The sequence below is a fragment of the Paenibacillus sp. AK002 genome (genome assembly GCF_053903045.1).
This window is the reverse complement of the sequence record NZ_CP096377.1, coordinates 1046751-1060000: the sequence shown is the minus strand read 5'-3', so window position 1 is coordinate 1060000 and position 13250 is coordinate 1046751. Positions and strand designations below refer to the sequence as shown.

The following is a 13250-nucleotide window of genomic DNA, read 5'->3' as shown; positions in this document are numbered from 1 at the left end:
ATCCTTGTTTTCAACGAAATTTCCAAGACCAAGATTGAAGGCACCGCCTGGTACCGGATGAGAGATATCCGTTCCCGGGTTGATGGAAGCCGTAACGATATTGCCCAGCTTCAGGCCAACGATCGTGATGAACAATCCGATACCAACGGTAATGGCGATCTTCAAGTTGTTCGGAACCGCCGTCAACAGCATTTGGCGGACTTTGGTTACCGTAAGAATGATGAAGACGATACCGGAGATGAATACGGCACCGAGCGCCGCCTGCCAAGTAATCGCACCGTTCGAGCTTAAAACAACTGTCATGAAATACGCATTCAAACCCATGCCTGGTGCCAGCGCAACCGGAATGTTAACGAAAAAGCCCATGGCCATGGTCACGAGACCGGCACCAACAGCGGTAGCGAAGAATACGCCTTCCTGTGGAATGCCCGCGCCGTCAGGACCCAGGAACAGATTGTTGACCAGCAGGATGTAAGCCATGGTCATAAAGGTCGTCAAGCCTGCGATGATCTCGGTTCTTACATTCGTTCCGTGTTCCTTTAGTTTAAAGAAACGCTCCATTGTAGAGATATCCCCCTTAAATTAATGACCGGCAACATACAAATAGACCCTAAGGATAGATCCCTAGGGCCGTCGCTTGAAAAAAGAGCCGCAAAACAATCTTTCGCATGCTGCCGGGCAGCATCCTTATCGAGTAACCGGTCTGCTGCATGGGAGCGTTGCTCCAGCTTGCAGGCCGATCTCGAATGCTGGACGAGTCCGCATCATTATATTGCCGCTCTTCTTTTCGTAGCGAGATCATTACGGTGACCTGTAGAGACTCCCGGGCCCATTCCCGGGATTATACGAAAAAGCTCGCTATTTGTAGTTGTCGTGTCGGTTTCTACACATATTCTAGGACGAGAAGCCCAACCTTGTCAACAACAAAAACGAATATTATACTTGTCAATTTAAAGAAACGTTCGGGAATTGCCTTTCCAAAAGCTTTCCGCTCTAGGACGACTGACCTACATACGACTAAAAACTACCCAAAAGATGCGCACACGATCATCGAAATCCGCCCGGTGAGGTGTTTTACATCCGATGGTGGCAGAAGCGGGTCGAAACCGGACACGCAGGAGGAATCATATATCTCCTTAGGAGAAACTTATGGCTATTTTACCGACAGCATGGTGGGTCTCACTTAATGCGTGGGCATCGTAGAGCCCTTTTCGAGAAAAAGGAAACGTAGCTCCCACGACGGATCTTACCTTTTTTTGCTCTAACAGGTCGGCTATTTCCTGAAGCTGCTGGCCATTGGGATCCAGCCAAATATTTTTGGCGGTCACGTCGTATTTTCTTACCAGTTCTTCATCAAAATCGCTGACAATCGATATAATTCGCCCGGTATGCTGTTTCAGTACTTTAAAGCTGTTCTTCTGCACGTCACCGCCCATCGTATCGAACACAACGTCCACATCCGATAATTCATCTTCAAATCGGGTCGTCCGATAGTCGATCATCCGATCAGCACCGAGCGAGGCCAGCAGTTCATGATTGCGTTCGCTGGCGGTCGTTATGACGTAAGCACCCGCTTGTTTGGCAAACTGGATAGCGAACATGCCGACGCCGCCGGCGCCTGCATGAATCAATACCTTCTCTCCTTTGGTCAGTTCACCATGCGTAAACAGCGCCTGCCAAGCAGTCAGTCCCGCGAGCGGAACGGATGCCGCTTCCTCCCATGAGATAGCAGCAGGCTTGCGTGCCAACAGGTGATCATCCACCAAAGTAAATTCGGCATATGTGCCAAAACGGGTCGTTTCCGGGCGGGCAAACACTTCGTCCCCCACTTTCCAATCCGTTACCTCGCTTCCGATTTCCGAAATGGTCCCGGCAACATCCCATCCTAAAATAATGGGAAACTCCCAATCCATCATTTGTTTTAAATAGCCTTCTCGAAGCTTCCAGTCAATTGGATTGATTGAGGTAGCGGCCACTTTGACTAAGACCTGGTGCGCTTGCGGTGCAGGAGTAGGTACTTCTCTTTCCTGAAGCTCTTCCTTGCCACCATAACGGTCAATGACGATAGCTTTCATTCTTTTCCTCCTCACAGGTTCTGTCTTGGTTCGACTTCCCTTAAGCTCGCTCTTACCCATTGCGCCTTAACGTATTATTTATCTTATTGGACAAAAGATGCATGCAATAAACCAGGGCCTCAATCCATTGTTTAAAGAGGAAAGCTCGTATGGTACCCACGCAAAAAAACCTTCAATCCCACGGATGTGGATTTGAAGGTTTTTATGTTTAGTGCAGCTGTATAAAAATTACTCCCACTCGATCGTTGCTGGCGGCTTGGAAGTCACGTCGTACACGATGCGGTTGACGTTCTCGACTTCGTTCACGATGCGGACGGAGATTTTCTCAAGCACATCCCATGGGATGCGCGCCCAGTCCGCTGTCATGCCGTCGATGGAGGTTACGGCGCGGATGCCTACGGTGTAGGAATACGTGCGCGCATCACCCATGACGCCGACGCTCTTCATGTTCGGAAGCGCCGTGAAATACTGCCAGATTTCGCGATCCAGACCGGCCTTCGCGATTTCCTCGCGCAGGATGTAGTCGGAGTCGCGAACGATTTGCAGCTTGTCCTCCGTTACTTCGCCCAGTACGCGAATCGCAAGACCCGGTCCAGGGAAAGGCTGACGGTGAACGATCTCGTCCGGCAAGCCAAGCTCTTCGCCGACTTTGCGAACTTCGTCCTTAAAGAGGGCTTTGAGCGGCTCGATGAGCTCGAATTTCATGTCTTCAGGCAGCCCGCCGACATTGTGGTGGGACTTGATCGTATGTGCCGTGTCCGTTCCGCTCTCCACGATGTCGGTATACAGCGTGCCTTGAGCCAGGAATGCGAAATCATCGAACTTGCTGGATTCCTCATCGAATACGTAGATGAACTCGTTGCCGATGATTTTTCGTTTTTTCTCCGGATCGTCCACGCCCTTCAGCTTGGACATGAAACGCTCCTGCGCGTCAATCTTGACGACCTTCATGTCGAACTTGCCGACAAAGGTCTCCATCACGCTCTCGGCCTCGCCCTTGCGCAGCAGTCCATGATCGATGAACATGCATGTCAGCTGATCGCCGATGGCTTTGTGAATCAGCATGGCCACAACGGAGGAATCAACGCCGCCGCTCAGTGCGCACAGCACTTTTTTCTCGCCGACCACTTCACGGATTTCGCGAACTTGATCCTCGATGAAAGTCTCCATGCTCCAGTTGCCTTCGCAGCCGCATACTTCGTACAGGAAATTCTTGATCATTTCGTTACCATGGACGGAGTGGCGAACCTCCGGATGGAATTGCACGGCGTACAGCTTCTTGTCTTCGTTACTCATCGCGGCGATCGGAGCGGATTCCGTTCCTGCATCCAGCTTGAAGCCGGAAGGCAGCGATACCACGTGATCGCCATGACTCATCCATACGGTTTGTTTTTGCTCAATTCCTTTGACAAGCGTCGAGTTCGGGGCGAATTCCAATTCGGCTTTACCGTATTCGCGCTTCGAAGCACGCTCTACTTTTCCGTCCAGCTGCTGAGCCATCAGCTGCATGCCGTAGCAAATGCCGAAGATCGGCAGTCCCAGATCGTAAATGGCAGGATCCACATGCGGTGCATTCTCGGAATACACGCTGGAAGGACCTCCTGAGAAAACAATGCCGCGCGGGGAGAGATCTCTAATCTTCTCGACGGGCGTATTGTATGGCAGAAGCTCACTATAAACGCCAAGATCGCGAATGCGTCGTGCTATAAGTTGGTTGTACTGTCCACCGAAGTCCAAAACGACGATGATTTCATTAGGCTTATTCATTACCGGGCCTCCCTTGATTAATGAAATTAATTATACGCAACCCCAATTCATACCGTCAAGAAAGAGGGCCCTTTGTTTTCATGCCAGTTTTTTGACAATTCGAATGCATTGGCGCAAAAAGAGTACTTTTTCCGTACGGGACCACGGTTCATCCTGGTACGCCGCCCGCTCCCAGCGCGACGCGAACGCCTCCAGCTCCGCCCTGAATTCGGCATCGGCAATCGACAGGGCGCTGACGTATTGACGCATGGTCTGCCCTCTTTCCAAATCCCCATACCTGTGCTGCAGCTTGTCCCAGACCCATACCGCCGCCGATACGAGTCCCTCCCGCCCGCTGACCGCTATCGTCCGGGCCATCCTCATGAAGGCCCAACTCTGGCGTACGGCCGGAATTCGGCAAATGACGGCCACAATAAGAGGGAGGATCAACAAAAGCACGACCCCAAACATCACGGGACCGATGGCGGATATCACAAGGAGCACTTTAACGGCAGCGTAGATCATGGTACTCCACAAGGTATGCCATGACATCATTCCGGCGGAGCCGGAATCGCCGGCAGCCGGAGGCATGGACATCCCCTCGATCCCAAAGCCCGGAGTCGGATCAAACAGGACCCACCCCTGTCCCGGGAACAACACCTCCACCCACGCATGCGCGTTCTTTTGGGCGACCTCGTAACGATCCGTCGTCCCGGCCACCCGATCGCCAGGCGCGAATCCCGTCACATAGCGTGCGGGGATGCCTTCGGATCGGAGCATGACGGTCATCGCCGTGGCAAAATGAACGCAGTACCCTTCCTTCGCATCGAACAAAAAATGATCCGTAAAATCCCGGCCCTCCGGTGGCACGGAGGTTTGCAGCGTATACGTATAGTTTTGCTCCAAATAGGATTCGATAGCTTGCGCCGTTTCATACCTGCCCGCGGCGTCCGATGTAATCTTCTGCGCTAAATCCTTCACCCTGGAGGGCAGTTCCTCGGGAAGCTCCAGATACATTTCTTCCATATATTCGGGATCATCCCCGTTCGCCCTGCGGAGCGCTTGCTCCTCCGGCTGCGCGTATAAAGTTTCTACGGTATAACCGGACACCGACCTCCCGCCTTGCAAGGAAATCGTTTCGGACAGCCTGTCGACGGCCAACCTTGGCGCACCTCGCTCTTTGGAAGAATGCATCTCCTTCACGCGGGTAATAATACCTCCCGACAGCAAAGATGGGACGGAGGTCTCCTGTACAAAAGTCAGCGACTGCTCGATCGTCTCTCCAGAAGGACGCTCCCAATACGGCAGGAAACCGCTCAGGTCCTCCGATAGCTTGACCGGCTTGCGGATGGAGGGATCGGCATCCCATTTTCGGCCGTCATATCGATTATACGTGTCTCCGCGCCAATACGTCGGTACAGGCGATTGCGCCGTAAAATACAATGCATCGCTGAGCGTCAGAGGGCCTCCCAAATCTTCTCCTTGGGAAGCATATCCGGCAACCTGGGAGGCAGGAATCGACGGTTCCGCATTTCCGCGGAGCCGATCCCCCCATCCCGCCAGTCGTTCCGCCATTTCCGCCACACTCAATCCCATGCCTGGCGAAGGCTCGCCCAATCCCCCTCCTACTCGGGTAATCCCCGCGATCAGAACGGAGGCCAGCAGCACAAACAGGCTCCAGCGCAGCACAGGCAGCCCGGACAAGCGGGCGGTTCGCATGGGTTCGGGGAGGTCCATTTCCGAAGAGGTTCCCTCCACGGTTTCCTGCTTCAGCTTAAGGATCAGCATCATGCCCTGGGCCAGCAACATGTACAGCACCGCGCGCAGCATATCCCCATAGACGCTTTCTTCCATGGCAGACTCCAGCACCGCCAAATAAACCAGCGTCGAACCGCCAAACAGCCAAACGGTCCGGCGATACAGAGCCAGCATATGCACTGCGGATACCATGATGCCCCAGCCGACAAGCAGGATGATCGTCCTCGTTTCCTGGCTTAAGATCGTAAACTCCCACGCATTTCTTAAAGCCGAAGCGTCGCCTGGAAGTATCAGCGAAGCGTAATCGGACAGCCATGCGAGCGGATCGCTATATTCAAACAACCGGGAACAAAGCCAAACCACCAGCCCGGCGTTCAGCGGCAGCCACACCCAGCCCCTCCATGTAAACAACCCTTGAAGCAGCAGAAATAAAGCCCATAGGAATAAGGTTTCCAGCACAAACCGGCCGCCTGTTTCGCCCGCATTCCGAAGGGGCAAGAGCCACTCTGACAGAAGTCCCGCCACCGGCAGCGTGATTAATATGCGATGAAGCAGCGTTCCGTGCGACCATCTGGAAACGAATACCGAAGGCATACTCCGTGATCCGAATGACCCGGCTTCCCGATTGCCGCCAGCCCTAACGGGCGAGCTGCCCGGTCCTGTCATGGACGGCACCTCCGATCCGGATAGGGTGCTCTACCTCTACTGCTAGTTTTTCATGTACATACATCAGCTTCCCGCCTTTGCCGAAAAATTCCCGCGCCCACGGCGGATGCGCCTGATTCTCCGGCGGAGCCGCCGATGTGCTTTCAGCCGATTTCAACCGGCTTACGCTTTGCGTGCAATAAATGGTCACCTTTCTGCAGCCCGCATTCAGGAGGCTTATCCCGGCGTCAGCGGCGCCCTGATGGAAGTACCCGGTGATGATAGCCCAATCCGTATTCTTTTGCGAGGGATTGAAGGATTGCTGGAATCTTCGGTTCCGCATCGGATCATTCCCGGTTAGCTGAACAGAGGCCAGAGGCACCAACGAATCCGGCTGCCCTTCGGACCCGCCTTTGCGTTCAATCGATGGACCCTCTAAATCCGTCCCATCCATGCATAATTGATAGGGGATTCTATAGCGTATAAGCCGGGATACCATTCCAGCTGCGGCCGATACCGCTTCTTCAAATTCTTCCTGCGGTTTCCGGGCTTCATGGCCCTCATACCCTTGGAGCGATGTATCCAGCACAACGCCCTGCCTTGCTCCAAAGCCCTCATGAGGCATAAAAGATTGCAAGCGGCCAAGCTTCGCGGAATTCTTCCAATGAATCCGATTCATGGGATCCCCTGGAACATAATCGCGCACGCCCGATCCTATCATTTCATTCCAAACGTTGAAGCGTACGCGTTCATCTTCCGTATCCATATCGCTTCCATGCACAGGCATCTCGGCCACAGGCCACTCCGCCGGCTTAGGCAGCACAATCAGGCCGCCCGAATCGCTGAGCAGACTTCGGTTTGTCCTGAACCAGCCGAACAGATCGCCCCATTCCACCTCGCTGTAGATCGAAGACCAGACTCCGCGGGGAACCTGGTTCAGCCGGTAGGTATACGCAAGCCTTCGCCGCATGCCCGGGAACAGCAGTTTGCGATATGTCCTGCTGCCGATACGGTCGGTGATGATAAGCCATGGCAGGGGAAGAATGCAACGATAGGCAACATGAACCGTCATCTGGACGGAGTCTCCAGCCTGTATGCTTGAAGGGGAGCTTGTGTGCGAGATGGTGATTCGGGTCGGACCGAGCAAGCTCGTCATAACCCCTCCCAGCAATAAAATCGTGGATGCCCACCAAACAAGCCGCAGCGATTCCCCGCCTAACCAAAGATAAAGCCCCAAAGACACCGACCAGATGGCTATGCCTCTCAACCATTCCAGCAGACGCCGTCTCATGAGGTGCTTCCCTTCCGGCTGCGCTGGCGCGGCAGATCAAACCTCGTAATGATGGACTCTACCATTTCGTAAGGACTCACGCCGGCTGCGCGTGCATCATGACCGAGCTGAATCCGGTGGGTCAGCACCGGTACGGCAACGCGCAGGCAGTCATCCGGGATGACATACATTCGTCCTGTCAAAAATGCAGCTGCCTGCGAAGCACGGAGCCACGCTAATGTCCCTCTCGGACTGATGCCCAGGGATACGCCCTGCTGCCTTCGGGAAGCATCGGCCACACTGACCATGTAGCGTTTGATGGTGTCATCCACGAAGACGCGGGCAACGCTCTGCTGCATCCGGATGAGCTCGGAGCCCATCATGATCGGCTTCAGATCATCCAGTCTGGAACTGCCCATTCCCCGCTCCAGCAGCTCCAATTCGCCTTCCATGTTGGGATAGCCCAGCGATAATCTCATCAAAAAACGATCAAGCTGCGCCTCCGGAAGGCGGCTTGTGCCTTCATATTCGTAAGGATTTTGCGTTGCCAGCAGGAAGAACGGGGCAGGCAGCGGATACGTATGGCCGTCCACGGTGACGCGCCCCTCTTCCATCGCCTCCAGCAGCGCGGATTGCGCCCGCGGCGATGCCCGATTAATCTCATCGGCCAACACGATATTGGACATCACCGGTCCGGGCCTAAATACAAATTCTCCCGTGTGCGGATAATAGACCGATGCGCCCGTGATGTCCCCTGGCATCAGATCATAAGTAAACTGAATGCGGCTGAAATCACAGCCGATTAACGCAGCCACCGACTTCACCAGCATGGTCTTCCCGACTCCCGGCACGTCCTCCAGCAGCACATGGCCCCCTGCCAGCAAGGCAATCATCGTTAACGAGATTTGCTCCTCATGTCCGACGATGACGCTGCCAATCCGTTTGGTAACCCTCCCCAGAAGATCTGGCGCCCACTCCGGATGATCGGCTTCTTCAGCATGAACAGATGAACGATACAAGAACATCAACCTCCAACCCATATTCATAGATTTATTTAATAGCGTTAGCTTAGAATCTTGAATCTATGAATAGGTTTTCCAAGAAAGCACGAAGATAGACGTCTTTTGCTAGAAAAGGATTCGCCTGTCCCGCATGATTCATAGCGCGCCGCCCGCCTGGCCTGAGGATTCGAACGAAAAAGGCCAGCCCGTTGCTACGGGTGGCCTCCATCTCATTCATACGCACATACTGCTTTTCATCGTTTACGTCCGATCATCGCATTAACGATTCACGGTCTTAATCCGTTCCCAATTCCAAATCCGTTCCAGAATCACGGCTGCCTGGGCACGCGTAAAGTAAGCCTTCGGGGAGATTTTGCCGTTCATGCCGTACACGATGCCCGACCCTGCAAGCACAGCTGCACTCGATTTGGCATATTCGGCAACCTCATCCCCATCGGCAAAAGCATCCAGCGCCCCTTCGCCTTCCAGCTTCTTGCCTGCCGCCTCCAGGGCACGATGCGTTACCAGCATCATGTCCTGGCGCGTCATCGGCGTGTCCGGCGAGAAACGATTTCCGCCGACGCCTTGAACGAGCCCAAGCTCTGCGGCGATTTGCACGTGTTTGTAATAATAGGCCGAAGACGTAACATCTCCGAATGCTGCCCGGCCTTCGCTCGGGCCTTCCAGCTCCAGCACGCGTACGAGCATAACGAGGAATTCGGCCCGGGTGATTTCGTTCTGCGGATCGAACAGCGTTTCGCTTACCCCTTGGATAAATCCGCGGGAGGCCATCGTTTCGATCGCATCGATCGCCCACGGCACATGCTTCAGGTCATGAAACGCTTTAAATGCGGAAGCGACTGCAAACGTGCCGCCATGGGGCAGCGCTGCGCGAACGATCCCCTGTTTCGCATCATAACGGCTGTCAGCAAGAGGCCCGCCTTGCCCGTTGGCATCGATCTCCCTGACAAAGATATGATCCGGTTGTGCCAGCTCTTCCTTGGTTGGTGTGTAAGGCACCGACCAGATCAGGCGAGCTTTCCCCGATTTCCACGACAGGGCCCGGTCGCCGGCAAGAACCTCTACCCGGAACACCGGACGATCACCGATCTCCTCGCGAAGGGCTGCAGCACAATTGCTGCCCGAAGCTTTCGCCAGACGCAGCGTGACGGTTTCCGTATCCTTTACTCCGGCTCCCCGAACCCATGCGCTTGGCAGCTCCAGTGCGCCGAACTCCGTTTGGAGGATCAACACAACCTCCGAGTTCCCCAGCAGCCACTTGCCCGGCAATTGAATTTCGTAGGACTGGGCCTCTGTTTGAGCCGGGATATCCACGATTGCTCGCTTCGGCCCTTCCACACCGGCTGCCGCCCTATCCAATGCCTGCTGAAGGACTTGGCTCGAGAGAACAGCGAGAATCCGCCCGTCGTTGTTCCGGATTTCGAGTGAAGGCGTGTTTGGAGCTGGACTTGTGCTGCTTCCCCCGCCGCCCGCGTTTGCTCCGCTTCCTCCGTCACCGCCGCCGTTATGTTCTCCGCCGTTTCCGTCTCCTCCGCCTGGAGCGGAGCTCTTCGTGAATTCCAGCACGCCGAACCTGGACGTGTTCTGATAGGACTGGCCCGACGGATCCGACCAGATGGCCACGCTGTCTCTTGTACCCTGGCCGTCTTCATCGTTGTTCACCTGCAAATCGAATCCGATGACCGTCCCTTTCTCAGGCTTGATCTTATCCAGGCGGATCGCTGCTTCAACGACATATCCCCCGTCGATCACCTTCGCTGCCGAAGTGAAGTTATCCTCGCCCGCATAACCGCCAAAGGAACGCAGATTGTTGAAGCTCATCCGGTACTGTCCATCATCTTCTTGGTAAGCATCCGTCTTTCCATTATTCTGGTCCACAAAAATCTCTACCGAATCCTGCTCCCATACGTTGGGACTTGCATCCGACAACAAGCTGTCGCTAACCATGGCGTAAACATACAGGTAATTCTCATCCCATAGCGTCCGGAATGTTGCGGTCGCGCCGCTGTTACCCTCGACCCACACATCGGTTGCCAGTTCCGCGGCTCCCCTCCAGATGCCGTCCAGCTCGCCGTCCACCTTCGGGGTGCCGTAGAAGGCCTGGGCCGATTTCGGCGCAGCTGCGAGCGTAAGAATGCCGAGTCCGTCTTGATCGCTCTCCTGGGCATGCCTTGGATCGCTCCAGGACACCACCGCTCCGTTCTTGCCATGCTCGGAACCGTCATCCGAACCGGAATCCGTTACCCTGACATCGAAATAAATGTCGCTGCCCAATGCCCCTGTTCCGTGTAGCTGGAGAAGGGCCTCCCCCGCGTAACCTCCCGCGGTCTCTGCCGTGTTGGCGGCTCCACGCTGAATCCGGGCTTCTTGCAGGGTACCGTTCACCACCGCGAAGATATCAACCTGATCCCCCGGGGCTATCGATCCGTCTTTCACGTCAACGCTGACATAGATATGGTCCTTGTCCCATAGCGTCTTAAATTCGGCAGACAACGCTCCTAGCTTCTCCGTCTTAAGTGCAGGAACCAGATTCCAGGCAACATCCGGTTGTCCGTCGATGACGGCCTTACCCTCCACAGCCGTCCCGGTTTTTCTCACAATCGTTAGCCTGGAGGGATCGACCATTCCCCAATAAGCTGGCTTGGCCTGATATTGCTTGTCAAAAGGAAACGGGGCATCCTGGCGGCCCGTCCCCGCGGGACGGTCATGCAGCCAGGTATGGTCGTCTGCAATCCCCCAAAGGGTGACATTGCTGATCCAGCCGCCCTCCACGCCTGCATCAACGCCCATTTGGTCCAGCCGCTTCAATTCTTCGAACAGCTCTTTGTACCGATAGCCCTGCTTGTCGAGCAATTCCTGAGGAACGGTCTGGAAGGCGTCGGTATTGTTCGTGTACACCGAGACGTCCAGCTCGGTAAGCTGATTATCAAATCCTGCCTCGCCGAACATCCGGATGGAATCCGAGATTTGCTGGATGGACGGCCCGCTGATATTGATGTGCGTTTGATGGCCAACGCCATCGATCGGAACGCCTTCCGCCTTCAGCTGTTTTACGAGATTCAGCAAATAATCGCGTTTCTTCGGGTTGTGCGTGCTGTAATCGTTGATGTACAGCTTGGCTTCGGGTCCGGCTGCATCTCGCGCCGCATGAAAGGCGGTCCGGATATAGTCGAGCCCCGTTATCCGGTACCACTGGCTGTCACGCATGCCGTCCGGACGCCCTTCGTCAATGACCTCATTCACGACGTCCCAATCGCGGGCATCTCCCTTGTAGCGGCCGGCCACCTCATGGATATAAGCTTCCAGCCTCTGAAGGACGAGCGCTTTGTTCTCCGGCGTGGCTTCAAGATATTGGCCCTTGTCGTCCTTCAGCATCCATTCGGCGCCTTGCTGATGCCACAGCAGCGTATGGACCCGGAGGTTCATGCCATGATCCCTGGCATAATCCCTGATCAGATCCGCGTTGGCAAAGTTATAGGTTCCCTCTCTCGGATTGAGAGATTCCGGTTTCATTACGTTCTCGGCAACAAGCGAGTTATAATGATAATCCAGAAGCTCCTTGTGGACGCCCGACAGATGCTTAGGCTCCACGGCTGCCCCGATCTCGAAATACTCCCGATACACATCCTTCAGTGCGGGAATATCATTCTGAATGGAGCCCGGCAGAGCGAGCTTAATGTCATCGACATAGAAATTGGAAAGATCCGAGGTCTCCACGTAGAGCTTCAATGTTTCCATATCCGAGCTGAAGCCGAACGTTCCTTTCAGTTCCACCCACTCCGTGCCGCTCGCGGAGGCTGAGGCGAGGGTCGTATAGGACGTCTCTGCCGCGCCCGCCGCTTTATTCTCCATCGAAAGCGATAGTTTGACCGCCGCGGCAGGAGCCTGCTCAAGCCTGGCATAGACTGAGATCGTATACGTTTTTTGGCTCGCCATGATGTCTTTGACATCCTGGCTGGGCCCGTTCCAGCTGTTCGTCCGATCATGGACCTTTAAGCCGTAGCCGCCGCTATGGGCTGCTTCTGGCACAGCTTCTACGGTCTCCGAATCGCGTGGTCCCCAATCCATCGTCGTTCCGTCTTCAAAATCCCATACGACCGTATGCTCTCCCGGCGTCCCACCGCCCGGGTCCGTTGCCGGCTCAATCAGCCGGACTTTGAATTCGTCCATATAATAAGCGGCGTCCGGACTGCTCGGACTCTGCAAATAAACCTGCAGGGCCGAAGCATTAGCATCGTATTTATAACGGCCTTTTACCTCCACCCACCCGTCGGCGGTTACGTCGACCGGGCTGCTGAAGTTCACGTATTCCGGCTCGGCTCCGGATTGCTGCATCGCAAGCTGAAGCTTCTGAGACCCTTGGGTGCCTTCCTTCAGATGGACATATGCGGAAATTTCATAGGTAGCCCCCTTGTCCAGCCGATTCGTGGCGGATAGATTAAACCCCGGGCCGTTCCAGTTCGCCGTCCTTCCCTCCGTCAGCAGGCTCCCCGTCCCTTCATAAGCATAGGTAGCGGAAGTCACCGTCTCCGTCCCCCGTTTGAACCACCCCTCCGTCCCGCCATCGAAATGATGGTGAATCACAATATCCTGATCAGCGGGCGGCTGGGCCGGTTCAACTGCCGCCGCGCTCCAGCCAGGCGGAATGAGCAGAATGAACGCGATCAGCATCAGGCTGATCCTCCTAATGAGTGTTCTCTTAGACACGAAATGCTTGCCTCCTCATTGGTTGCA

General features: G+C 55.0%; 7 protein-coding genes and 1 riboswitch (1 of these 8 only partly in view). All 7 genes read right to left on the bottom strand.

What is annotated here, in order from left to right; all coding sequences use genetic code 11:
- A protein-coding gene (locus tag M1D70_RS04540) for an NCS2 family permease (protein ID WP_009591114.1) crosses the window boundary here: on the bottom strand, positions 1-561 show its 5' portion. The gene continues 810 nt to the left of window position 1, outside the view; the window shows 561 of its 1371 coding nt (coding positions 1-561); it begins with the start codon at positions 559-561; its stop codon lies beyond the left edge, outside the window.
- 209 nt (positions 562-770) lie between these two features.
- A riboswitch (purine riboswitch) is annotated at positions 771-869 on the bottom strand.
- 267 nt (positions 870-1136) lie between these two features.
- The gene (locus M1D70_RS04535; protein WP_456289240.1) at positions 1137-2075 is read right to left on the bottom strand and encodes an NADP-dependent oxidoreductase; all 939 of its coding nucleotides are present in this window, start codon (positions 2073-2075) and stop codon (positions 1137-1139) included.
- 228 nt (positions 2076-2303) lie between these two features.
- Positions 2304-3842 (bottom strand): glutamine-hydrolyzing GMP synthase, encoded by a 1539-nt coding sequence (guaA, locus tag M1D70_RS04530; RefSeq protein ID WP_456289239.1) that lies wholly within the window; start codon positions 3840-3842, stop codon positions 2304-2306.
- A gap of 78 nt (positions 3843-3920) precedes the next feature.
- Positions 3921-6245, bottom strand: a complete 2325-nt coding sequence (locus M1D70_RS04525; RefSeq protein WP_456289238.1) for a transglutaminase family protein — start codon at positions 6243-6245, stop codon at positions 3921-3923.
- Positions 6217-7515, bottom strand: a complete 1299-nt coding sequence (locus M1D70_RS04520) for a DUF58 domain-containing protein (RefSeq protein WP_456289237.1) — start codon at positions 7513-7515, stop codon at positions 6217-6219. Before M1D70_RS04520 ends, M1D70_RS04525 begins: the two co-directional genes overlap by 29 nt.
- On the bottom strand, positions 7512-8519 hold the full coding sequence (locus M1D70_RS04515) for an AAA family ATPase (protein WP_456290387.1): 1008 nt from the start codon (positions 8517-8519) through the stop codon (positions 7512-7514). Before M1D70_RS04515 ends, M1D70_RS04520 begins: the two co-directional genes overlap by 4 nt.
- A gap of 255 nt (positions 8520-8774) precedes the next feature.
- Positions 8775-13223, bottom strand: coding sequence for an endo-1,4-beta-xylanase (locus tag M1D70_RS04510; RefSeq protein ID WP_456289236.1), 4449 nt, complete (start codon positions 13221-13223; stop codon positions 8775-8777).
- Between the last annotated feature and the right edge of the window lie 27 nt (positions 13224-13250).

Excerpts from the sequence above, each read along its gene's own strand:
- M1D70_RS04515 (WP_456290387.1), bottom strand. The coding sequence starts at position 8,519 with ATGTTCTTGTATCGTTCATCTGTTCATGCTGAAGAAGCCGATCATCCG.
- M1D70_RS04525 (WP_456289238.1), bottom strand. The coding sequence starts at position 6,245 with ATGACAGGACCGGGCAGCTCGCCCGTTAGGGCTGGCGGCAATCGGGAA.
- guaA (WP_456289239.1), bottom strand. The coding sequence starts at position 3,842 with ATGAATAAGCCTAATGAAATCATCGTCGTTTTGGACTTCGGTGGACAG.
- M1D70_RS04520 (WP_456289237.1), bottom strand. The coding sequence starts at position 7,515 with ATGAGACGGCGTCTGCTGGAATGGTTGAGAGGCATAGCCATCTGGTCG.
- M1D70_RS04535 (WP_456289240.1), bottom strand. The coding sequence starts at position 2,075 with ATGAAAGCTATCGTCATTGACCGTTATGGTGGCAAGGAAGAGCTTCAG.